The sequence below is a fragment of the Ruegeria lacuscaerulensis genome (assembly GCF_013034685.1).
Taxonomy (GTDB): domain Bacteria; phylum Pseudomonadota; class Alphaproteobacteria; order Rhodobacterales; family Rhodobacteraceae; genus Ruegeria; species Ruegeria lacuscaerulensis_B.
The window spans coordinates 167,566-187,355 of sequence record NZ_WQGO01000006.1 but is presented as its reverse complement, the minus strand read 5'-3'; the positions used below and the strand labels follow the sequence as shown (position 1 = coordinate 187,355).

Sequence of the window (19,790 nt, the reverse complement as noted above, 5' to 3'; positions counted from 1 at the left end):
TGCAGGCCCCATCAGCTCAGCACGATGGACTTGACTCTGGGCTGCGTCAGCACGGGCCACCAGCCGTCGGTGATACTCTGATTGGCCATCACGTCCTGACTGTCATCCTCGTATGTGACTGTGACCTCAAACGCTCCGGTCAACCCGGTCAAACCAGCCTGATCGGCCGCACGGGTGGCCTCGGCCCCGGTTGTGGCGATATTGCTGGTCAGCGCGTTGCCGGTTTCCGCCTGCGCGCCCCAGATAAAGAGGTCAATATCGCTGTTGATGGCCTCATACAGGATAAAGATCCGGTTCTGATTGTTGGGCAACAGATCCGTGTGACTGAACCGTTGCCATTGGGTCGTGACGTCAATCGTTTTTGATGTCTTGTCCGACTGCCCGAACCGCATGGTCAGAGGTGCGCTGGCACGCAACCAGATACTGACCGTCGCCGTGCCCGACGCCCCAGGATAGGGGATCAGTACCCCACCTCGGTTCAGGTCCGGGCCGCCCGTGGTATTCGCGCAATTCCACGTCTGGGCCGAAGCCGTCCCGTCCGGCGCAAGCTGCCCGCCGACGAAACTGGGCTTACGCGCATATCCGTTCCAGTAGGATTGGGTAAAGTCATCTGAATAGTGCAGCAGATTGGTGGCCTGACCTTCGAACAAGGCCCCCCGGAACGCTCCGGTTCCGACCACATGATCTCGCCGCAATACGTCATCGCCCACCGTCTCGATCATGCCCGAGGCCCCGGCCTGCCGGGCCGAAGAGGCACGCGCGAAGGTCATCGCCTCGCTCAACGCGATGGGGCGCCCGAACCGCCGGTACTCCTGCCGCTCGAAATTAAGTGACAGGGCTGGGCCAGATACCCGGCGCGCAGGGTGCGACGTAACAGAAAGGTCGCGGGTCAGCTTCATGCCAGCACCATTGCATGGATTCCACTGGCCGTTGTGCCCGTGGCATGCACACGGCTGACGCCCACTGGCAGGATCGAAAAGTCCAGAACCTGCACCGTGCGGATTTCCCCGCGAACAGTCGTCAACACAATCGTCCCGCCCGATTCAACGTATAGCCCGATCGCCACATCGGGCAGGTCCGCAGTATCCGAAGGCGTCACGGGTGCAATATCTCGGGCAGGACCGGACAGGCTGGATACTCGGTTTACGAAAGGATTGGTGGTCATGGGTCAGGACTCGCTGTCTGTGTGTCAATCAGCGGCACGTTAGGAAAAACCGCTTAATGACCAACAAGTCCTGCGTGCGTTGCGTCCGCGTCAGGCGTTTGCCCGCGCGTCAGCGATTAGTGCCCATATCTTTTGCTTGAAGACCTCAACATCGAATGTATCCGCCAACGCCCTGATCGTCGCTGGATCCTTCACCAAACCCGGGTTCTTCTCGAACCGGTCGATGGCCAGGTTTAGGGCTTCGGCGGTCTGTTCATGAAACAAAACACCGCTGACACCCTCGATGACGGTGTCCAATGCCCCACCGCGCCCATATGCGATCACCGGTCGTCCGCTGGCCATCACTTCGACCGGAACTATGCCAAAGTCCTCCTCACCGGGGAAAATCAGCGCGCGACAGGTGGCGAATTGACGCTTTAGCTCGGCATTATCAACCCGGCCAAGAAAAGTGATATTGGGGCAGGATTTCTTTTCCAACACGCCGCGCATCTCACCATCACCAACAACCACCAGTTTACGGCCAGAGGCGTTGAACGCATCAATCGCCAGATCGGCCCGTTTGTAAGAAACCATCTCACCTGCAAGCAGGTAGTGGTTTTCAACATGGTTCGATATCTGAAACGCCTGCGTCTCGACCGGAGGAAAAACAACCTCTGCTTCGCGCCGATAATAGGTTTGGATTCGGTCACGAATGAAGGACGAATTGGCCACGAAACGATCCACGCGAGCAGCAGTCGTGACATCCCAAACGCGCAGCCTATGCGCTAGGAAGGGCATCGCCATCCGCGCAACACCCCCCGCCTGTTGCCGATAGCTGTGATAGTGATCCCAAATATAGCGCATCGGTGAATGACAATAGCAGACATGCAACGCATCGGGGCGCGGCACGATCCCCTTTGCCGGACCGGATTCGCTGGACAGAATCAGATCAAATTCCTGCATGTCCATCTGTTCAAGCGCCAGGGGCATAAGGGGCAGGTATTTCTGATAGTGCTTTCGCGCACCGGGCAAGCGCCCGATAAAGGTCTCTCGCACCTCGTGTTTTCTGACCTTGGCGCTGACCTTTTCGCGGTCATAGACATGAGTCACAATCACTGCGCCCGGAAATAGATCCAGCAGCGCCTCCAAGACTTTTTCACCGCCGCGCATTCCCACTAGCCAATAATGTACGATGGCAACTTTCAATCTGCCCAACACTCCGCTGTCACCGCGGGCCTGATTTCTAAGCCCGTGTTGCCACCACCCCGCAATGCCATGAGGCCCAAGTCATCTCCTGAAGGGTGCAGCCGACGTCCAGTTTGCAGAACGCCGTAAAATGGGATCCGAAGGGTGCACATGAATCGCTCGAAATACCTAGTTATCTCAGGTTTAATTCACTCTCTTTTTGCGAAACAATATTTCGACGCATTCTGCCTTAGATTGTTTTTTTCAGTGTTGCAAAAACAACCAATACTAACCAAGCGCCGTCAGAAACTCTGGCTCAGAACCGTCCAGATAGACTGCGCTGAGCACGCCGGTCGCGAACGCGCCCGTGTCGACAGCAATTCGGCCGCCCCGAACCGCAGCGCGACTCACGATTGTATGGCCATGGACAACCCACTGACCGTCTTTCCTGTCTTTGGTCTGAAAATGTTTGTTGCCCCAAAGCAGGTCGTGCTCAGATTGCTGGTCAAGCCGACACGTGGGGTCTGCCCCAGCATGCGAGACAAAGATATTCCCACTATGAAAACTGGTCTTAAAATCTGCGATCCAGCCAACAAGTTCATCACCCATAGCGCGCCGCAAACTATCCCGACACTTGGTCAGTTCCTCGGAGGTCATTTCTGGCCGAGCGGCTGGGATGCGAAACGACGCCAGTGTCTGCAAGCCCCCATTTCGTAGCCACTGACGACCGTGTTTCTTCGGATCGGCCAGGAAACGCAGTAGCATTTGCTCATGATTTCCCATCAAACACATAAATTCGGGGCAGGCTTGCATCATCCTCAAAACCTCCGAGCTGTGTTCGCCTCGGTCAATGTAATCTCCAACCAGAATGATCTGGGCGTCATGCGGTACTTGGGACAAGAGCTTTTCCAAAAGCCCGATGCAGCCATGGACATCCCCTATGACGCAGATCGGCTTTGTCGGCGCAGGAGCTCTGCGCGCTTTGCCCCCATGAATTCGATGAAGGAGTCCCGAAATCAACCAGACTAATTTCCTATGCAAGGCTACCCGTCAAAGCACATGCTATGATTGTGCTCACACAATACACTCATACCTATCTAGAGGTTTGAAGACAAGCGCGACGCTACGCCGTGCGGCAAGCAAGAACACCCAATCGAATAAGCTCTGCACCCTTGATTTTGTGTACGCCGCGAATTCGGTTTCGTCCTGTTTCCATGAACCAAGTCTTGATGGGCTCGGGGTAGAACTCCGCCATCACTTCGCTGAAATACTGAAAATCTGAGGCACTGAGCGGCCGGCCATGACGCGACGGACCATGAAACCCAAATATTGTGTCCGGTGTTACACATGTCCCTGGCAGGCCAAGAAACATCGTACAGGTCGAATAACAGATCCGCCCGCGCAGCTCGACACGTATGCCATTTCTTTGAAGGTTCTCCAATTCGACCAAACGATCATGCAAGAAACCGCCTCGATCACTGCCAACCACCAAAGGTTGTTCCGAGTATCCGGCGCCAGGCACTGCAAGCACGCATGACAGGACAGAAAGCCCCATCACATAACCTGCAAACCGTCTCTTCCATTTGCAGAGCCTCAAACTCAGAAATTGCATTAGCCGCACTCCATTCCCGTTGGTAGTTGGGAACAGTGCTAAGGAGGGACATCGTCGTCTTGACGTGTGGCCTGGGGCGTAAATGTGCCTTTTGCGGACAAGTTATCGCGATTTTGTCTAAACGCTTTGTAACCATTCAGTGCTGTCGATTTCTGATCAGGTCCAATTTGGCAGTTCGGTTCAATTGTTGGCAAAAGACCGGCCTTTAGCCTAGTTGGGCGACAATTTCTGGTGTGGAGCCATCTTGATCGAAAGACGCATGAACTGGCTCGCCAAAAAAGCAGCTGGCCTCCAAATCATGCCTGGCAATCGCGGCCGCTAAGTCCGGTTACACTGCAGTCTCCGAAGGTTTTTCAATGCTCGCTCATCACGCGAAATCATCCAAAGCGAGAGGTATGTTCGTTCATAAGACTGGCTGGCGACCCCGGCAGGATTCGAACCTGCAACCTGCCCCTTAGGAGGGGGCTGCTCTATCCAGTTGAGCCACGGGGCCGCGCAAGCCTCTCTCTAGCTTGGTTTTTCGGGGTTGTCATGGGCTTTGATGGGCAGTTGTAAATTGCGCCCTGTTCACGCTACCATTCCTCAAAACAACGACGCAGGTGCCCTCGTGACAACAGAAACAAAACGCCCGCTTACCCTTCGTGATGTCTCAGAAGCGTCGGGGGTGTCAGAGATGACGGTCAGCCGGGTTCTGCGCAACCGGGGCGATGTGTCCGATGCAACCCGCACCCGCGTTCTGGCCGCCGCGAAAGAGTTGGGGTACGTGCCGAACAAAATCGCAGGTGCGCTGGCCTCCAGCCGGGTGAATCTGGTGGCGGTGATCATCCCCTCGCTGTCGAACATGGTCTTCCCCGAGGTGCTGACCGGGATCAACCAGGTGCTCGAAGATACCGAGTTGCAGCCTGTTGTCGGCGTCACGGATTATCTGCCCGAGAAAGAGGAGAAAGTACTATACGAGATGCTCTCGTGGCGGCCTTCGGGCGTGATCATTGCAGGGCTGGAACATACTGAAGCAGCCCGCGCGATGTTGGACTCTGCGGGGATTCCCGTCGTTGAAATCATGGATACTGACGGCAAGCCCGTGGATGCGATGGTGGGTATTTCCCATCGGCGTGCAGGGCGTGAAATGGCCCAGGCAATCCTGAAGGCGGGCTATGAACATATCGGTTTCATGGGCACCAAGATGCCTTTGGACCACCGCGCGCGCAAACGGTTCGAAGGCTTCACCGAAGTGCTGGGCAAAAACGGGATCGAGATCGAAGACCGCGAATTCTATTCCGGCGGATCGGCTCTGGCCAAGGGTCGCGAAATGACACAAGCGATGCTGGAACGATCGCCCGAGCTGGATTTTCTGTACTATTCCAACGACATGATCGGTGCGGGTGGGCTGCTGTACCTGCTGGACCAGGGCATCGACGTGCCGGGACAGATCGGGCTGGCCGGGTTCAACAATGTCGAACTGTTGCAGGGCCTGCCGCGCAAGCTGGCTACGATGGACGCCTGCCGGCTTGAGATTGGGCGCAAGGCCGCCGAAATCATCGCCTCGCAGCTGGCCGATCCAGAGACCGAGGTTGAAACCCGTGTGACCCTGACCCCCAAGATCAGCTTTGGCGACACTCTGAAACGGCGCTGACGCCGTGGCGTTGCGGCGGCTGGACAACCGTGCCGCGCGGACCCTATTCATGGATCGGCACGCGTTGCTGGAACAGCCCTCGGGCAATGCCAAGGGTGCGGACCTATTGGAGTTGATCCAGCGTCTGGGCTTTGTGCAACTGGACAGCATCAACACCGTCGCACGGGCCCATGATATGATCCTGTTCTCGCGCAGACCCAGCTATCGGGCGCGCAACCTCAGTCGGCTGTATGAACAAGATCGTGTCCTATTTGAACACTGGACCCATGACGCCGCCGTAATTCCGATGGTGTTCTACCCCCATTGGCACCTGCGGTTTCAGCGCGACGCAGCCCTGTTGAAATCGCGCTGGAAGAACTGGCGGCGGGATAGGTTCGAGCAACAGTTTGAATCGGTGCTGACCCATATCCGAAACCACGGGCCGGTTTCGTCCTCGGATGTCGGCAAGGACGAGAAAAAAGGCTCGGGCGGATGGTGGGACTGGCACCCCTCGAAAACGGCGCTGGAATTCCTGTGGCGGTCCGGCGCACTGGCCGTTGTGGGCCGTCAGGGGTTTCAGAAGCGCTATGATCTGACTGAGCGGGTGATCGAAACCCATCTTTGCCCTGGCAACCTGCCTTGTGACGCAGCGCAGACCGTCGACTGGTTGTGCAACGCCGCGCTGGACCGATTGGGTTTTGCGACATCCGGGGAACTGGCTGCATTCTGGGATACGGTCAGCGCGTCTGAGGCTCGGGAATGGGTCAAACAAGCTCTAATCAAAGGGAATGTCGAGGAAATCGAAGTCACCTGCGCCGATGGGCGCGCGCGCAAGGTGATAACCCGGCCAGAATGGCCCGATCCAACAAACCTGCCCCCGGCCCCCGGTCGGATGCGGGTTCTCAGCCCGTTTGATCCAATGTTGCGGGATCGCAACCGCGCCGAGCGTTTGTTTGGTTTTCACTATCGGATCGAGGTTTTCGTGCCTGCCCTCAAACGCAAATATGGCTACTATGTCTTTCCCCTGCTTGAAGGGGACAGGATGGTGGGGCGGATCGATATGAAAGCCCACCGGGATCAGGATGTCCTGCGCGTCACCGCGCTGTGGCCGGAACGTGGCGTGCGTTGGACGGATGCGCGCACTCGACGCCTTGAGGCCGAGTTGGATAGAGTGCGCAGATTTACCGGCCTGACGCGGATCGAATTTGTCGGTGGATGGCTGAAAGACCCTGTTTAGGGTCTATTCTGTCTCAGTTAGCGTTAGGCGGATTGGATGCAGCCCGTCAATTCCACCCTCCAGCACGTCGCCTGCCTGAACTGGTCCTACCCCTGCCGGTGTTCCGGTCATGATCAAATCACCCGGACGAAGATGGTAGTACCCGGAAAGATGGCTGATTACTTCGTCGATCTTCCAGATCAGCTCGCGCAGTGTGGCATCCTGACGGGTTTCGCCGTTGACGTTCAGATGGATCCGCTTGTCATCGCTAGGCGACCAGTCCGGGGCCCGGGTCAGAGGGGCAAACACCGAGCCGTTTTCAAGGTCCTTGCCCAAATCCCAAGGGCGCTGCTTGTTCCGTTCCCGAATTTGCAGGTCACGCCGCGTCATATCCAGCGCACAGCCATAGGCATAGACCGCCTCGGTCGCTTGAGATTTCGACGCCTGAAACACGGGCGCGCCAATGGCGACCGCCAATTCCATCTCATGATGGAAATTCTCAGTTCCCGGTGGATATGGCACGGTTGCGCCGGTCAGGATCGCGTTTGCCGCGGATTTGGTGAAATAGAACGGTGCCTCACGATCCACTTCATGGCCCATCTCTGCGGCATGGGCGGCATAATTGCGCCCAACGCAGAATATCCGGCCAACAGGATAGGGGGTGGAAAGCCCCTGAACCGGTATAACAACCGGCTTGGGCAGGGAAAACAAAGTATCGGCCATATGAGTCTCGGGTCTGCTTGGTTTCGGGCATATTAGGCGACCCCACGCGCAGGGCAAGCAGATGACTGCCGTCAACTCAACCCGGTTCACAATCCGGTTTCACATCTTGGAAATCCGCCGAGATAGGCTAGATTATGCTTATAAACGCATGACATCAATACGATGCGCCTGAGCGCCGCGCTATGGGATGGGCGGGTCTCGCGCAACACAATATCACCGCACTAACACATTTGCGGTAGACTAGTTTCGGATCGCCTCGGTCAGAGGCTACTCACCCAAGGGTCTCAGGACCGTACGTACACCTTATTCTAGGTTGACAGGTTATCCGAAACACAAGCCGATCGCCCGGATCGTCCCGGGGCATCTGCTTGTGGGCCAGACACGCAGTCCAGTCTTGGTCTGGCCAACCCCGCCAGAGGGCGCCCCCCATACCTCTGGCGGGACTGCGTTTTTTGAGGTCAGGATTTCAGATCGTGCAGGTCGTTCAACAAGTCCAGCAAAGCCTCATGGCGCTCGGGGCCAAGTTGGATGCGAATGCCTTCTGCCTCTTGCAGGATGAGGTTGATATTGTCCTGGATGATCTTATCCCCAGCAGCCGTGATCTCTACAATCTGGCGGCGTTTGTCGACAGGGTGCACGTGTCGACGGATCAGCCCTTTGGCCTCAAGCTTCTGCAGGATGCGGGTCAGGCTGGGCAGAAGAAGACAGGCTCGCTCGGCGATATGGGTTGGTTCTTGCGGGCCATCTTCCTTGAGAACACGCAACACACGCCATTGTTGCTCGGTCACGCCGACATCCGCCAACATGCGACGGATCGGCCCCATGACCCTTTCACGCGCCCGAAGCAGCGCAATCGGCAAAGAGCGGGAAGTCAGTGGCAAATCTCTGGACATATGAAATCTTGAACGAAATTCCCAAAAACTGCAACCAAACTCAATAATTAAGATGATTGAATTTATTTGCAAACTCCACTCTCGACGAAAAGTTCGCAACCCTTTTTTCGGCGATTTGGATTGACCTTTTTCGCCCGATAGCCACCACTGGCATCGCGGGTTTTCCGACGAAAACCCGAAGATGATACATCACATGGGGCAGGACATGGATTGGGATTCCTTTGCAGAGTGGGGCGAGAAAGCCGCCAGATGGACGCAGGACTATCACCAAACCGTCAAAGATAAGCCAGTACGCGCGCAGACCGAGCCAGGCGACATCCTGAATGCCTTGCCAGAACTTCCGCCCGAGCAAGCGCAGCCTATCGAGGACATCTTTCAGGACTTCGAACAGATCGTCATGCCGGGCATCACACATTGGCAACATCCCCGGTTTTTCGCATATTTCAACGCAAACACTTCTCCGCCCTCGGTGCTGGCCGAGTTTCTGACCAGCGCGATCGCAGCGCAATGCATGCTGTGGCAGACTTCACCCGCGGCGACCGAGATGGAAACGCGGATGATGGAATGGCTGCGTCACGCGCTGGACCTGCCCACAGGGTTCGCCGGCGTGATCCAGGACTCCGCCTCATCCGCGACGCTGGCTGCGGTGCTGACCATGCGCGAAAAGGCCCTGTCGTGGCAGGGCAATCAACAGGGGCTGTTTGCACAGAAACCCTTGCGCGTTTATTGCTCGGCCGAGGTGCATACCTCGATTGACCGGGCGATCTGGGTCGCAGGGATCGGGCAGCAGAATTTGGTGCGCGTCCTGACCAAAGGTGACTGGCGCGGCATGGATCCTGTGGCGTTGGAACAGGCGATTCAATCTGATTTAGACTCCGGTTTGCATCCGGCGGGGGTCATTCTGTCGGTTGGCGGCACCAGTGTCGGCGGTACCGACCCGGTCGAAGAATGCCTGAAGGTCGCCGCCAAATACGGGCTCTACACCCATGTAGATGCGGCGTGGGCGGGGTCGGCGATGATCTGCCCGGAATACCGCCACTATTGGCAGGGGGTCGAGCGCGCCGATAGCATCGTGTTCAACCCGCATAAATGGCTGGGCGTCCAATTCGACTGCTGCGCGCATTTTCTGAAAAACCCTGAAGATCTGGTGCAGACCTTGGCGATCAGTCCAGAATTTCTGAAAACCCACGGCAAGGACGGGATCATCAACTATTCGGAATGGTCGGTGCCTTTGGGGCGGCGATTCCGGGCGCTGAAGCTTTGGTTCGTGATCCGCGCCTATGGGCTTGAGGGGTTGCGCACCCGACTGCGCAATCATGTAAACTGGTCTGTGGACTTGCATGACCGTCTGGCCACCGAGCCGGATTTCGAAATCACCACGAAACCGATGTGGTCGCTATGGACCTTTCGTTATGCCCCGGACGGTGCGGTTGATCTGGACGATCTGAACCTGCGGCTTGTAAACGCCATCAATGACGACGGTCGTATTTACCTGACCCAAACCCGAGTGGACGGCAACCTGACCATCCGGTTCCAAGCCGGACAGTTTGAAACGACCGAAGATGATGTACGCGTGGCTTACGATGTCATCACCGAAATCGCCCGCTCTCTGACCTAAAGGATTGATCATGCCCGCACCGTTAAATTCGTTCAAACAGGCTCTCATTAACGGCGAAAGGTTGATCGGCTGCTGGACCAGTTTTGCCGAGGCCGTCACCGCCGAGATCATGGGAAGCGCCGGGTTCGACTGGCTGGTCATCGATGGCGAGCACGCGCCCAACGATATCCGGTCTATCCGGGATCAGTTGATGGCCCTGTCCGCCAGCCCGACCCATCCTGTGGTTCGTGTTCCGGTTGGGGATGCCGCATTGATCAAGATGGTGCTGGATGCGGGGTCGCAAACAATTCTGGTGCCGATGGTCGAAAGCGCCGAACAGGCAAGGGACCTGGTGCGTGCCTGCCGCTATCCGCCCGAAGGCGTGCGCGGCGTCGGCGCCATGGCCTCGCGCGCGACGATGTATGGGACGATCCCGGACTACATTCCCACCGCAGATGCCCAGATCTGCCTGCTGGTTCAGGTTGAAAACCGCGCGGGTCTGGCCGCCTTGGACGATATTCTGAAGGTCGACGGTATTGATGGGGTCTTTATTGGCCCAGCCGATCTGTCCACCGACATGGGCTATCAGGGCAACAGTGCCGCGCCCGAGGTGCGGGCGGCGATTGCGGATGCGATTGCGCGAACGCGTGCAGCAGGCAAAGCCCCGGGGATTCTGGGAGTTACGGACGAGTCGTCTCAGGCATTTCAGGACATGGGCGCGCAGTTTCAGGCGGTTGGCATAGACGTGATGCTACTGACGCAAGCCGCGCGGGCGCTTTCAGCAAAGTGGAAAGCGAAGTAACCCTTCAGCCCTGCATCGCAGCCGTCGCCTGTGCATAGCCGCCCGAAGCACCATCCACGAAATGCACGTGGTCGTCGCGGGTGGCCGAGGGCACAAAACAGGTCATCATCGCCTCATCCTGCGCATGCAGGCCGTATTTGATCTTTCCCTGGCCACGCGCCTGCTCCAGCATCGTGCGAATTTGCGCCAGCGTGGCCGGGTCGCAATCCAGCGTCATTTTCAGCCCGTCATCAAACTTGCGAAAATCCGCGTTGCTGCTGACCATGTTGCGATAGTGGACCGGCTCGAAATTTCCCAGCGGCTTGCCGCGCCGGAACAAAAGCGCGATCAGCAGGTTTTGGACCAACAGAAGCAGCTTTTGCACAGCTACATTCCGCCCAGCCCGTGAAACATGCGCGTCCAGATCCAAACCCGGAGGTGGCCAGCGCATTGGCGGTCCCCCGACCGGGACGGGATGGCCCGCCCGTTCCAACTCTTCCGAGGCACGCAGCACCGATTGCGCCAGATCGGCAAAATCGCTCTCGGTAGCCTGCGCCGTGGGTTCGACCACCAAAGACACGATCTGCCCGTTCTGCGACCGTACATTCGACCATCGACAGGACAAGCCGTTCAAATCGGGCAGCGCGCCCGGCCCGGACGGGTCGACGGAAGAGGACCCGGATTTCATCTGCGTCTCGGCCCAGGCCAGCCCGCCGCCCGAGAACATGGCGTAATCCACCCCGCTGGACGGGGCATAGCGGGCGACGCGCAACTCTTTCCCCGCCTGCCGGATTTCGGCGACCGTCGTCAGCGCAGCGCGCAACTTGATCCCAAACTCATCCTCGGCCCAGCGGCGCAAGTCTGCCAGTGCTTGCCGCGCATCATCCATCGCACTTGCGGGCACGGCGAATCCGGCCCCGTCGCCGCCAAACACATAAGGGAACTCAGCGCCTTTCATGGCGTTGATCATGGCCGAAATCACAGCCGCGCCAACCATATTCACCGTCTTATAGCGGCCTTTGGCGATCTCAGCCGTCGAGTCGACAATGTCCGCAACCCCCACAACCCAATCATCAGGCAGCGCCGAGAACTGCGCGGGATCGGTCAGCCGTGAAAAATCGCGCAAAAGGGGTAGGCTGTCATAGAAGGCGGCCTGGGCGTCTTTCATGAATACCTCGGTCTCAAATCATGGTTTAACATAACCCGAATGCGGCCCAAGTCCCGCGAAATCGTCAAGACACACGTGCTTGTGCGCAGCGGTGTCCCGTGCCAAGCATGTCCGGTCAGATGATGGCAAAAGGGGCATTTCATGAAGGCAGGTTTGGTCGTGTTGTGTCTGGGCTATGTGCTCAGCCAGTTTTTTCGTGCCTTTTTGGCCGTACTCAGCGTCGATCTGGGCCGTGATATCGGCGCCACGCCAGAGGACCTCGCTTTTGCCTCGGGCCTTTGGTTTCTGGTCTTTGCCGCCATGCAACTCCCGGTTGGCTGGGCGCTGGATCGGGTCGGGCCGCGGCTGACCTCGACCGTTTTGTTGCTGGTCGGTGGCGCAGGCGGCGCACTGATCTTTGCCGTGGCCAGCACGCCTTTTCATGTCGCCCTGGCCATGGGGCTGATCGGAGTGGGGTGCTCGCCGATCCTGATGGCCTCGTACTTTATCTTCGCCCGTGAATACCCCCCGGCCCGGTTTGCCACGCTTGCGGCGCTGATGCTGGGTGTTGGGTCGGTTGGCAATTTGGTCGCCTCCTACCCCACTGCGCTGGCCGTTGAGCTAATGGGCTGGCGCGCCACGATGGTCACTTTGGCCCTGTTTTCGGGCGTGATCGCAATCGGTATCCTGTTCACAGTTCATGATCCCAAACGCGTTGAAACCGACCACAAGGGATCGGTTCTGGATCTGCTGAAGCAGCCGGCACTCTGGGCGATCCTGCCCCTGATGTTGGTGGCCTATGCGCCGTCGGCTGCGACCCGTGGCCTTTGGGCCGGACCATATCTGAGTGATATCTTCTCCCTCAGCACCACCCAGATCGGAACCGCCACTCTGATTATGGGCGCATCGATGATTGCGGGCACCTTCGCTTATGGGCCGCTTGACCGGATATTGGGAACGCGGAAATGGGTGATCTTTGGTGGTAACGCGCTGGGCGTGGTCTCCCTGACCCTGTTGTGTCTGTGGATCGACAATGCGGTCTGGCTTTCGGTGGTACTGATCTCGGTCATCGGGTTCACCGGGGCCAGCTTTCCTGTCATCATGGCCCATGGCCGCGCCTTTGTTCCTCCACACCTAGTGGGCCGAGGCGTGACCCTGTTGAACCTGTTCGGGATCGGAGGCGTCGGCCTTGCCCAATTCGTCACCGGCCGCGTCCATGCGGCCACGGTGGACATCAGCCCCTCTGCGCCCTACACAGCGATATTCGGCTTTTTTGCCATCTCGCTTGCCATTGGCTGCGTGATCTATCTATTCAGCCGGGACAGCGTCGACTGAAGCTGACCCCGACAGGAGACCCTCATGTCCGACCCGCGCGTCATTGCCCCTAATCTCAAACGCAGGCTTTCGGGCGTGACGGCGACGATTGCGCGGTTGGTGCCGTTGCAAGTGCAATGGATCGACATTGCAGCCACCGGTCCGGGCCTACCGGATGACGTCCCGCATATCCCGCTTGGACGCCTGCCCTTTCTGTCGCGTAAAACGCTGCGCGTTTGGCACGCGCGTCGCAATACCGAGATGCTGTTGGGCCTGTTTCTGCGCAATATCCTGCGGCTGCGGCTGAAACTGCTGTTCACCAGCGCGTCGCAACGGGCGCATACGGGCTATACCAAATGGCTGATCGACAAGATGGATGCCGTGGTCGCCACCTCGCGCAAAACCGCCGGGTATCTGGATCGGGATGCACAGGTGATCATGCATGGCATCAACCTGCAGGATTTTACCCCGCCCGAGGATAAAGCGGCCGTGCGCGCCCGGTTGGGCCTGCCTGATGGCCTGCTGCTGGGCTGCTATGGCCGCATCCGCCACCAGAAGGGTACTGACGCCTTTGTGGATGCAATGATCGACCTGTGTGGCCGCTTTGACGATGTGCATGGCATCGTCATGGGTCGCGCTACGGAACAGCACACCACCTTCTTGGCAGAACTGAAAGACAAGGTCGCGGAGGCGGGCCTGTCCGACCGCATCCTCTTCATGCCCGAGGTCACAGTCGACCAGATCGCCGAATGGTATCAAGTTCTGGACCTCTTCATCGCGCCCCAGCGGTGGGAAGGCTTCGGCCTGACCCCGTTGGAGGCGATGGCCTGCGGCGTGCCCGTCGTGGCCACCGATGTCGGAGCGTTCTCTGAGATCGTTACCGACCCGTCATTGGGCCATGTGGTGGAGCCCGGCAATATCCCGGCCTTGGCCGATGCCGCCGCCCGGATGCTGGAAAACCGCGATTCCCTTGCGCAATCCGGCCTCGCTGCCCGTACCCATGTCGAGCAGAATTTCGACATCGACGGCGAAGCAAAGACCCTTGTTGCCCTCTACGAGCGGCTTTTGACCGACACCTGAGGCGTTGCGCCGCGTCAAATCGGTGTCATCGGGCGAAATCTGACCCGAAAACCCTTTTTTCTTTGCCGCAACGCAGCTATGAACGCGCGTCCTTAACTTTGGAGACATGAAATGGGCTATCGCGTCGTTGTCGCCGGCGCCACGGGTAACGTGGGCCGCGAAATGCTGAACATTCTGGCGGAACGCCAGTTCCCCGTCGATGAACTTGCCGTGCTGGCAAGCCGTCGTTCGCTGGGCACCGAAGTAAGCTTTGGCGACAAGACACTAACCACCCAGGACATCGACACCTTCGACTTCACCGGCTGGGACATGGCGCTGTTTGCCATCGGCTCGGACGCAACCAAAGTCTACGCGCCCAAGGCGGCGGCTGCAGGCTGTGTGGTGATCGACAACTCGTCGCTCTATCGCTACGACCCCGACATTCCGCTGATCGTGCCGGAATGTAACCCGCAGGCGATACACGACTATAAGAACAAGAACATCATCGCCAACCCCAACTGCTCGACCGCGCAAATGGTTGTCGCGCTGAAGCCGCTGCATGACCGCGCCAAGATCAAGCGCGTTGTCGTCTCGACCTATCAGTCGGTCTCGGGCGCGGGCAAAGAGGGCATGGATGAGCTGTGGGATCAGACCAAAGCGGTCTACAACCCCACAACCGAGGTGGAACCCAAGAAGTTCCAGAAGCAGATCGCCTTCAACGTCATCCCGCAGATCGACGTCTTCATGGAAGACGGCTCGACCAAGGAAGAGTGGAAGATGGTGGTCGAGACCAAAAAGATCGTCGATCCGTCGATCAAGGTCACAGCCACCTGCGTCCGCGTTCCCGTGTTCGTCGGCCATTCCGAGGCCGTGAATATCGAGTTCGAGGAATTCCTGGACGAGGACGAAGCCCGCGACATCCTGCGCGAGGCCCCCGGCATCATGGTGATCGACAAGCGCGAACCCGGCGGCTACGTCTCGCCCATCGAATGCGCGGGTGACTTCGCCACCTTCATCAGCCGCATCCGTCAGGATTCGACAATCGAGAACGGCATCAACCTGTGGTGCGTGTCCGACAACCTGCGCAAAGGCGCAGCCCTGAATGCGGTGCAGATCGCTGAGTTGCTGGGCCGTGAGGTTCTGAAAAAAGGCTGAGGTCAGTCTACAGTCACAGAGAAACCCCGCTGTCGACGCAGCGGGGTTTTTTTGTTTCGACGCACCGTTTGCGTCACAGAACCCCAACAGGGCAGCGGACTAAACCCCAACCGTCATCGACTCCGGCTGCTTTCAAAGCTGAGACGAGACGTTCCGAGAGGAAAAAAATTCTGGGCGTTTTTTGATCAATCCAGATGTCAGGGCCACCCAGCGCCTCGGGGGCAACGACCAATTTGTGCTCCCACCCCGACCTTGGTGTGAACCTTTTCCCGTATCTATTGTTCAATGGAGCCGTCAGATCACCCTCGGGCCCCAACGCCAAGTAGTTCCCCATCGACCGTTTATTGCACACATTCAGGATGTAGTACGGCTCATCCGTGGTTGCATGTCCCGCCGGGGCCTGCAATCTGATTAAGTGGAAATAGGTCTCGCCCAGATCGAACTGTTCCAGAACCGTTTTGGCCGAATCCGACAGCACCGGCAGACCGCCTCCGTTCATAAAGTTCGGTGCAGGATTGCCGTCCTGCGAGCCATAGTACCAGACATCTCCGATTTCTTCTGATACCAAGACCTCGCCTTTAGGAACTTTGTTGTATGTCCGTTCGAGCAATTCACTGTATTTTTCACCGATTTCTTTGGGCTGACCAGCGCGCCAGTGCCGTTCATATTCCCTCCGCGTCATCGGAGTTACGCCAACCGCATCGTTCCAGGCCGTAGAAATCCAGACATGGGAATCCCGCCCCGAAGGGTCATTTTCATCAATCATTTTCGCCGCCAAATTGCTTAACTTTGCACATAAAACATCAAGCTAACTTAGCGACTTGCACCATGTGCGCAAAGAACAAAGCTTTTTGCGCGGGATCAATTCGCACAGTAAAATTCGGGCCAGTCCGGAAACCGACCCGAAAAAATGATCAGGACACAGCCTGTTCAGCCACGATCTCACCAAAGCGGGTGAAGAACTTGCCCGACAGCTTTTTGGCCGTTCCGGCAATCAGACGGCTGCCCAGCTGAGCGATCTTGCCGCCGACATCGACCTTGGCGGTGTAGGCCAGGATTGTCTCGGCCCCATCCTCGGTCAGCGTGACCTCGGCACCGCCTTTTGCGAACCCGGCTGCACCGCCTTTGCCCTCACCGGTCAGGGAAAACCCGCCCGGAGCGTTGGAGTTGTCCAAGGTGACCTGCCCGGCAAATTTCGCTTTGACCGGACCGATTTTCAGAACCACCTTGGCCTCAAGGTCCTCGGGTGAATTCTGGATCAGCTCTTCGCAACCGGGAATGCACTGCTGCAAAATCTCGGGCGTATTCAGCGCCTTGTAGACCACGTCGCGCGGGGCGGCGATGCGGATTTCGTCACTCAGTTCCATTCATGTTTCCTTTGTTCAACAACACTTGGGAAAGACCAGAAGGGCGGTTTCGGTCGCCTGTTCCGGTGTTTGTTTCGGGCGCGCAGGCCACAGACTTTTAAGCCAGTTTTTCATCTTCAGTGACCTCCGTCGATTTATCCGTGTTCCGCCACATCACGATCTCGGCCAGGATCGACAGGGCAATTTCGTGCGGATCAATGGCATGAATGTCCAGCCCGGCTGGGGATTTCAGACGCGCCGCGCGGGCTGGGTCCAAACCCTGTCCAATCAGCTTTTCCGTGAGTGTTTCAGCTTTGCGGCGGCTGGCCACCATCGACACCCGCGCGGCTTGCGTGTTCAGCGCGGCCCCAAGGGCGACACCATCCCCGTGCCCTTGTGAGGCGACGACGACAAAGTCGCGCGCCTCGATATCCAGATCTCGGACCGCCTCGGGCGTGCTGTTCGTCACCCGAAACCCAGCCAGCGTTGCGTGTTCGGCCAGCGCCTTGGCGATCAACGAGGTGCCAAAGATCACCAAACGGGGGGCGTGCTGATAGGGTTCAACTAGCAAATCCACCGTCCCGCCCGAGGGGCAACCGCTTTTGAAGGTTTGCACGCCATCCGGGTCCGTCATGTCGACCACCTTGTCCGAGGGTTTCACGCGGATCATCTGCGGCGCACCGCTGGCCAGCGCTTGTACCGCTGAACTGCGCACCGCGCGCTGCACACAGGCACCGCCCAGATGCCCCATTATCCGCCCGTCGCGCGCAATCGCCGCCTTTCCCCCGGCCTTGGCCGAGGTTGCATCCGCTGTGCGCAGCACCGTGGCGACGCAGAAAGGCTCACCGGTTTGGCGCAGGGTTTCGATCGTGTCGAATATGTCGAAATTTGCCATATCAGCCTCCTTTCACAACTTGCGAAACTGCGGCTCAAGCGCTGCCAGCGCCTCGAGCGTGTTGGCAGGCAAATGCGCGTCCAAATGGGGTTCCGCGGCCTGCATCGCCGCTGCGATGGGTTGGTAGTCTTTCCATCCCTTCAGCGGATTCAGCCAAACGATCCGCCGGACCTTGCGCCGTATGCGCGCCAGGACTGCGCCCAGCGCTTGCGGGTCGGAACTGCAATAGCCGTCTGACAGGATCAGCACGATGGTCCGCCCGTTCAAAGCACGCGCGCCATAGCCGTTCAGAAAGCTCTCTAGGCTCCCTGAAATGTCGGTGCCGCCGCCAAACCCCTCAGCCATCAAGGACAACCGCCCAGCCGCGCGGATAGAGTCGTGATCGCGCAAAGCGTCTGTGACCCGCATCAGGCGCGTGTGGAACAGATAAGCATCCGCTTCGGTCCCACTGCCAATCAGGCCTTTGAGAAAGGCCAGAAACACCCGCGAATACACAGTCATCGAGCCGCTGACATCGCACAGCGCCACGATCCGCATAGGACGCGGCGGTTTCGCCCGTCGGTACAGATCCATCGGCTCACCCCCGCGCGCCAGACTGGCGCGCTGGATCCGTCGCATGTCCAGTGCTGGCCCGCGCAATGCCCGTTTCCGCCGACGCGAGCGTCGATCCCGAATGGCGCGTGCCAAAGTCATTGCAGCCTTTTCGGCCTCCATCAGAGCCTGTTCATCCATCAGCTCCCGCAAATCCCTGCGCGATAGATTGGTAGTGCGCGTTGCGACGAGCTGGCCGTCTTTGCCTTCTGCTTCACCGTCACCCGAATCCGGTGACCCATCCTGATCCGAGCCATTTCCGGCCTCGGTTTCCGTTTGCGTTTCCTGCTGCCAGATCATCGGTTTTGCCGACTGCACCCGCACATGGCTGGTTTCCGCCACACCGCCCCGCTGTTTGCCGGTGTTGAACCAATAGGCATCAAACAGATCGTCGAACCGACGCCAATCCTCAGCATCCCCCGTCAACAAAACGCACAGAGCCTGCCTTGCCTGCCGCGCATCCGTCGCGCGTACCGCGGTCAAGGCGGCCAATGCATCGCCGGTCTCAGCCGGACCAACCCGCAATCCGTTCGATCGCAAATGCGTAATGAAGTCAGACATCCGATCTGCCAACCCATCGGCCCGAGAAGGAAACCGCGTGACCTGCATCACGCCACCTTCCCGATCAACCGGTCCATCACCTCGGGCGGGGCGGCGTCATAGTCGGCGGCGGTTTTCAACAAGCACACAAGCGTTGCCTGCACAGCGTCGCGCGATTGCGCCATGTCGTTGACGCCCAAACCTGACAGCGCCGCAGCCCAATCCAACATCTCTGCAATGCCCGGCGTCTTTTCCAAATCTTCCTTGCGCAACGCCTGTACGACCTCAATGATCTGCCGCGCCAGCACGCCTTCGACCTCGGGCATGCGCGCCCGAAGGATCGCCATTTCAACCTCTTTCGAGGGGTAATCGAGAAAGCTATATAGACACCGCCGCCGCAGAGCATCCGACAAATCACGCGTCCCATTGGCGGTCAGGATCACAATGGGCCGAGTCTTTGCCACGACCGTCCCAAGCTCGGGGATGGTGATTTGAAAGTCGGAGAGGATTTCCAGCAAATAAGCTTCGAATTCCTCATCCGCCCGATCAATCTCATCAATCAACAAAACCGGAGGAGTATCCTGCGAAATAGCCTCTAACAAAGGCCGTTTCAGCAAATACGCATCGGAAAACAACTGCGCCTCGCCAACCCCTCCCTGCGCTTCGCTTGCACGGATTGCCAAAAGCTGCCGCTGATAGTTCCACTCATAAATCGCGTGACTGGAATCCAGCCCTTCATAGCACTGCAAACGGATCAATTTGGCATCCCGCCAAGCCGCCATCGCTTTGGCCACCTCGGTTTTACCCACCCCGGCCGGCCCTTCCAGCAACAAAGGTCGCCCCAACGCCTGCGCCAGATGCAACGCCATCGCCAACCGATCATCAGCAACATAGCCTTGCGCGGCCAATCCGTTCTGCACATCACTCAAAGTCAAAACCAGGATCCATTCTTCATCTGGCTAAAAATATCCCGGGGGAGG

Annotated in this window: 20 protein-coding genes and 1 tRNA gene; 7 read left to right on the top strand and 14 right to left on the bottom strand. The window is 58.3% G+C overall.

All coding sequences use genetic code 11. The features are described from left to right. Nucleotides 1–11 precede the first annotated feature (11 nt). The 6 genes from GOV80_RS16170 to GOV80_RS16145 form a co-directional block, all read right to left on the bottom strand. Nucleotides 12–899 carry a phage head spike fiber domain-containing protein gene (locus GOV80_RS16170; protein WP_170786284.1) on the bottom strand — a complete coding sequence of 296 codons (888 nt, stop codon included), beginning with the start codon at nt 897–899 and terminating at the stop codon, nt 12–14. Continuing rightward, nucleotides 896–1,165 (bottom strand): spike base protein, RCAP_Rcc01079 family, encoded by a 270-nt coding sequence (locus GOV80_RS16165; RefSeq protein ID WP_170771188.1) that lies wholly within the window; start codon nt 1,163–1,165, stop codon nt 896–898. The genes GOV80_RS16170 and GOV80_RS16165 overlap by 4 nt, the downstream gene beginning before the upstream one ends. A 90-nt stretch (nt 1,166–1,255) precedes the next feature. After that, complete coding sequence (locus GOV80_RS16160; RefSeq protein ID WP_170786282.1) at nt 1,256–2,350, bottom strand: glycosyltransferase; 1,095 nt, start codon at nt 2,348–2,350, stop codon at nt 1,256–1,258. A 267-nt stretch (nt 2,351–2,617) separates the two neighbouring features. Further along, nucleotides 2,618–3,229: a metallophosphoesterase gene (locus tag GOV80_RS16155; protein WP_237215884.1), complete on the bottom strand. Its 612-nt coding sequence runs from the start codon at nt 3,227–3,229 to the stop codon at nt 2,618–2,620. A 223-nt stretch (nt 3,230–3,452) separates the two neighbouring features. Further along, nucleotides 3,453–3,941: a hypothetical protein gene (locus GOV80_RS16150; RefSeq protein WP_170786280.1), complete on the bottom strand. Its 489-nt coding sequence runs from the start codon at nt 3,939–3,941 to the stop codon at nt 3,453–3,455. A gap of 416 nt (nt 3,942–4,357) precedes the next feature. Further along, nucleotides 4,358–4,434 (bottom strand) — tRNA-Arg (locus GOV80_RS16145). A gap of 114 nt (nt 4,435–4,548) precedes the next feature. On the opposite strand from GOV80_RS16145, the gene GOV80_RS16140 reads away from it, so the two are divergent. Together GOV80_RS16140 and GOV80_RS16135 are read left to right on the top strand one after the other, a co-directional pair. Then, complete coding sequence (locus GOV80_RS16140; RefSeq protein WP_170786278.1) at nt 4,549–5,574, top strand: LacI family DNA-binding transcriptional regulator; 1,026 nt, start codon at nt 4,549–4,551, stop codon at nt 5,572–5,574. Nucleotides 5,575–5,578: 4 nt separating this feature from the next. After that, nucleotides 5,579–6,790, top strand: coding sequence for a DNA glycosylase AlkZ-like family protein (locus tag GOV80_RS16135; protein WP_170786276.1), 1,212 nt, complete (start codon nt 5,579–5,581; stop codon nt 6,788–6,790). A gap of 3 nt (nt 6,791–6,793) precedes the next feature. Here GOV80_RS16135 and GOV80_RS16130 read toward each other — a convergent pair whose 3' ends face one another. Together GOV80_RS16130 and hpaR are read right to left on the bottom strand one after the other, a co-directional pair. After that, the gene (locus GOV80_RS16130; protein WP_170786274.1) at nt 6,794–7,492 is read right to left on the bottom strand and encodes a fumarylacetoacetate hydrolase family protein; all 699 of its coding nucleotides are present in this window, start codon (nt 7,490–7,492) and stop codon (nt 6,794–6,796) included. 458 nt (nt 7,493–7,950) lie between these two features. Continuing rightward, nucleotides 7,951–8,385, bottom strand: coding sequence for a homoprotocatechuate degradation operon regulator HpaR (hpaR, locus tag GOV80_RS16125; protein ID WP_170771204.1), 435 nt, complete (start codon nt 8,383–8,385; stop codon nt 7,951–7,953). Nucleotides 8,386–8,590: 205 nt separating this feature from the next. Between hpaR and GOV80_RS16120 the strand changes: the two genes are divergently transcribed. Then, nucleotides 8,591–10,003, top strand: coding sequence for a pyridoxal phosphate-dependent decarboxylase family protein (locus tag GOV80_RS16120; protein ID WP_170786272.1), 1,413 nt, complete (start codon nt 8,591–8,593; stop codon nt 10,001–10,003). Nucleotides 10,004–10,013: 10 nt separating this feature from the next. Then, a complete protein-coding gene (locus GOV80_RS16115) occupies nt 10,014–10,784 on the top strand; it encodes an HpcH/HpaI aldolase family protein (protein ID WP_170786270.1) in 771 nt (256 codons plus the stop codon). A gap of 4 nt (nt 10,785–10,788) precedes the next feature. Here the strand turns inward: GOV80_RS16115 and GOV80_RS16110 are convergent, their stop codons facing one another. After that, nucleotides 10,789–11,931 carry a DUF3095 domain-containing protein gene (locus GOV80_RS16110; RefSeq protein ID WP_170771209.1) on the bottom strand — a complete coding sequence of 381 codons (1,143 nt, stop codon included), beginning with the start codon at nt 11,929–11,931 and terminating at the stop codon, nt 10,789–10,791. Between the two features lie 141 nt (nt 11,932–12,072). Between GOV80_RS16110 and GOV80_RS16105 the strand changes: the two genes are divergently transcribed. From GOV80_RS16105 to GOV80_RS16095, 3 genes are all read left to right on the top strand, one after another. Then, nucleotides 12,073–13,245 carry an MFS transporter gene (locus GOV80_RS16105; protein ID WP_170786268.1) on the top strand — a complete coding sequence of 391 codons (1,173 nt, stop codon included), beginning with the start codon at nt 12,073–12,075 and terminating at the stop codon, nt 13,243–13,245. Between the two features lie 24 nt (nt 13,246–13,269). Beyond that, a complete protein-coding gene (locus tag GOV80_RS16100) occupies nt 13,270–14,304 on the top strand; it encodes a glycosyltransferase family 4 protein (RefSeq protein ID WP_170786266.1) in 1,035 nt (344 codons plus the stop codon). 111 nt (nt 14,305–14,415) lie between these two features. Beyond that, nucleotides 14,416–15,438, top strand: coding sequence for an aspartate-semialdehyde dehydrogenase (locus tag GOV80_RS16095; RefSeq protein WP_170771216.1), 1,023 nt, complete (start codon nt 14,416–14,418; stop codon nt 15,436–15,438). A gap of 73 nt (nt 15,439–15,511) precedes the next feature. Here GOV80_RS16095 and GOV80_RS16090 read toward each other — a convergent pair whose 3' ends face one another. The 5 genes from GOV80_RS16090 to GOV80_RS16070 all read right to left on the bottom strand — a co-directional run bounded on the left by GOV80_RS16090 (nt 15,512) and on the right by GOV80_RS16070 (nt 19,745). Beyond that, nucleotides 15,512–16,204, bottom strand: coding sequence for an imm11 family protein (locus GOV80_RS16090; RefSeq protein ID WP_170786264.1), 693 nt, complete (start codon nt 16,202–16,204; stop codon nt 15,512–15,514). A 148-nt stretch (nt 16,205–16,352) separates the two neighbouring features. Continuing rightward, the gene (locus tag GOV80_RS16085; protein WP_170786262.1) at nt 16,353–16,805 is read right to left on the bottom strand and encodes an SRPBCC family protein; all 453 of its coding nucleotides are present in this window, start codon (nt 16,803–16,805) and stop codon (nt 16,353–16,355) included. Between the two features lie 97 nt (nt 16,806–16,902). Further along, complete coding sequence (locus tag GOV80_RS16080; protein ID WP_170786260.1) at nt 16,903–17,679, bottom strand: XdhC family protein; 777 nt, start codon at nt 17,677–17,679, stop codon at nt 16,903–16,905. Between the two features lie 12 nt (nt 17,680–17,691). Then, nucleotides 17,692–18,831: a vWA domain-containing protein gene (locus GOV80_RS16075; RefSeq protein WP_237215881.1), complete on the bottom strand. Its 1,140-nt coding sequence runs from the start codon at nt 18,829–18,831 to the stop codon at nt 17,692–17,694. A gap of 47 nt (nt 18,832–18,878) precedes the next feature. Beyond that, nucleotides 18,879–19,745 carry an AAA family ATPase gene (locus tag GOV80_RS16070; RefSeq protein ID WP_170786256.1) on the bottom strand — a complete coding sequence of 289 codons (867 nt, stop codon included), beginning with the start codon at nt 19,743–19,745 and terminating at the stop codon, nt 18,879–18,881. Between the last annotated feature and the right edge of the window lie 45 nt (nt 19,746–19,790).

What these genes read in the sequence shown, in the direction of transcription:
- GOV80_RS16170 (WP_170786284.1), bottom strand. Translation starts at nt 899, where the DNA reads ATGAAGCTGACCCGCGACCTTTCTGTTACGTCGCACCCTGCGCGCCGG.
- GOV80_RS16165 (WP_170771188.1), bottom strand. Translation starts at nt 1,165, where the DNA reads ATGACCACCAATCCTTTCGTAAACCGAGTATCCAGCCTGTCCGGTCCT.
- GOV80_RS16150 (WP_170786280.1), bottom strand. Translation starts at nt 3,941, where the DNA reads ATGCAATTTCTGAGTTTGAGGCTCTGCAAATGGAAGAGACGGTTTGCA.
- GOV80_RS16130 (WP_170786274.1), bottom strand. Translation starts at nt 7,492, where the DNA reads ATGGCCGATACTTTGTTTTCCCTGCCCAAGCCGGTTGTTATACCGGTT.
- hpaR (WP_170771204.1), bottom strand. Translation starts at nt 8,385, where the DNA reads ATGTCCAGAGATTTGCCACTGACTTCCCGCTCTTTGCCGATTGCGCTG.
- GOV80_RS16120 (WP_170786272.1), top strand. Translation starts at nt 8,591, where the DNA reads ATGGATTGGGATTCCTTTGCAGAGTGGGGCGAGAAAGCCGCCAGATGG.
- GOV80_RS16115 (WP_170786270.1), top strand. Translation starts at nt 10,014, where the DNA reads ATGCCCGCACCGTTAAATTCGTTCAAACAGGCTCTCATTAACGGCGAA.
- GOV80_RS16110 (WP_170771209.1), bottom strand. Translation starts at nt 11,931, where the DNA reads ATGAAAGACGCCCAGGCCGCCTTCTATGACAGCCTACCCCTTTTGCGC.
- GOV80_RS16105 (WP_170786268.1), top strand. Translation starts at nt 12,073, where the DNA reads ATGAAGGCAGGTTTGGTCGTGTTGTGTCTGGGCTATGTGCTCAGCCAG.
- GOV80_RS16100 (WP_170786266.1), top strand. Translation starts at nt 13,270, where the DNA reads ATGTCCGACCCGCGCGTCATTGCCCCTAATCTCAAACGCAGGCTTTCG.
- GOV80_RS16095 (WP_170771216.1), top strand. Translation starts at nt 14,416, where the DNA reads ATGGGCTATCGCGTCGTTGTCGCCGGCGCCACGGGTAACGTGGGCCGC.
- GOV80_RS16090 (WP_170786264.1), bottom strand. Translation starts at nt 16,204, where the DNA reads ATGATTGATGAAAATGACCCTTCGGGGCGGGATTCCCATGTCTGGATT.
- GOV80_RS16085 (WP_170786262.1), bottom strand. Translation starts at nt 16,805, where the DNA reads ATGGAACTGAGTGACGAAATCCGCATCGCCGCCCCGCGCGACGTGGTC.
- GOV80_RS16080 (WP_170786260.1), bottom strand. Translation starts at nt 17,679, where the DNA reads ATGGCAAATTTCGACATATTCGACACGATCGAAACCCTGCGCCAAACC.
- GOV80_RS16075 (WP_237215881.1), bottom strand. Translation starts at nt 18,831, where the DNA reads ATGTCTGACTTCATTACGCATTTGCGATCGAACGGATTGCGGGTTGGT.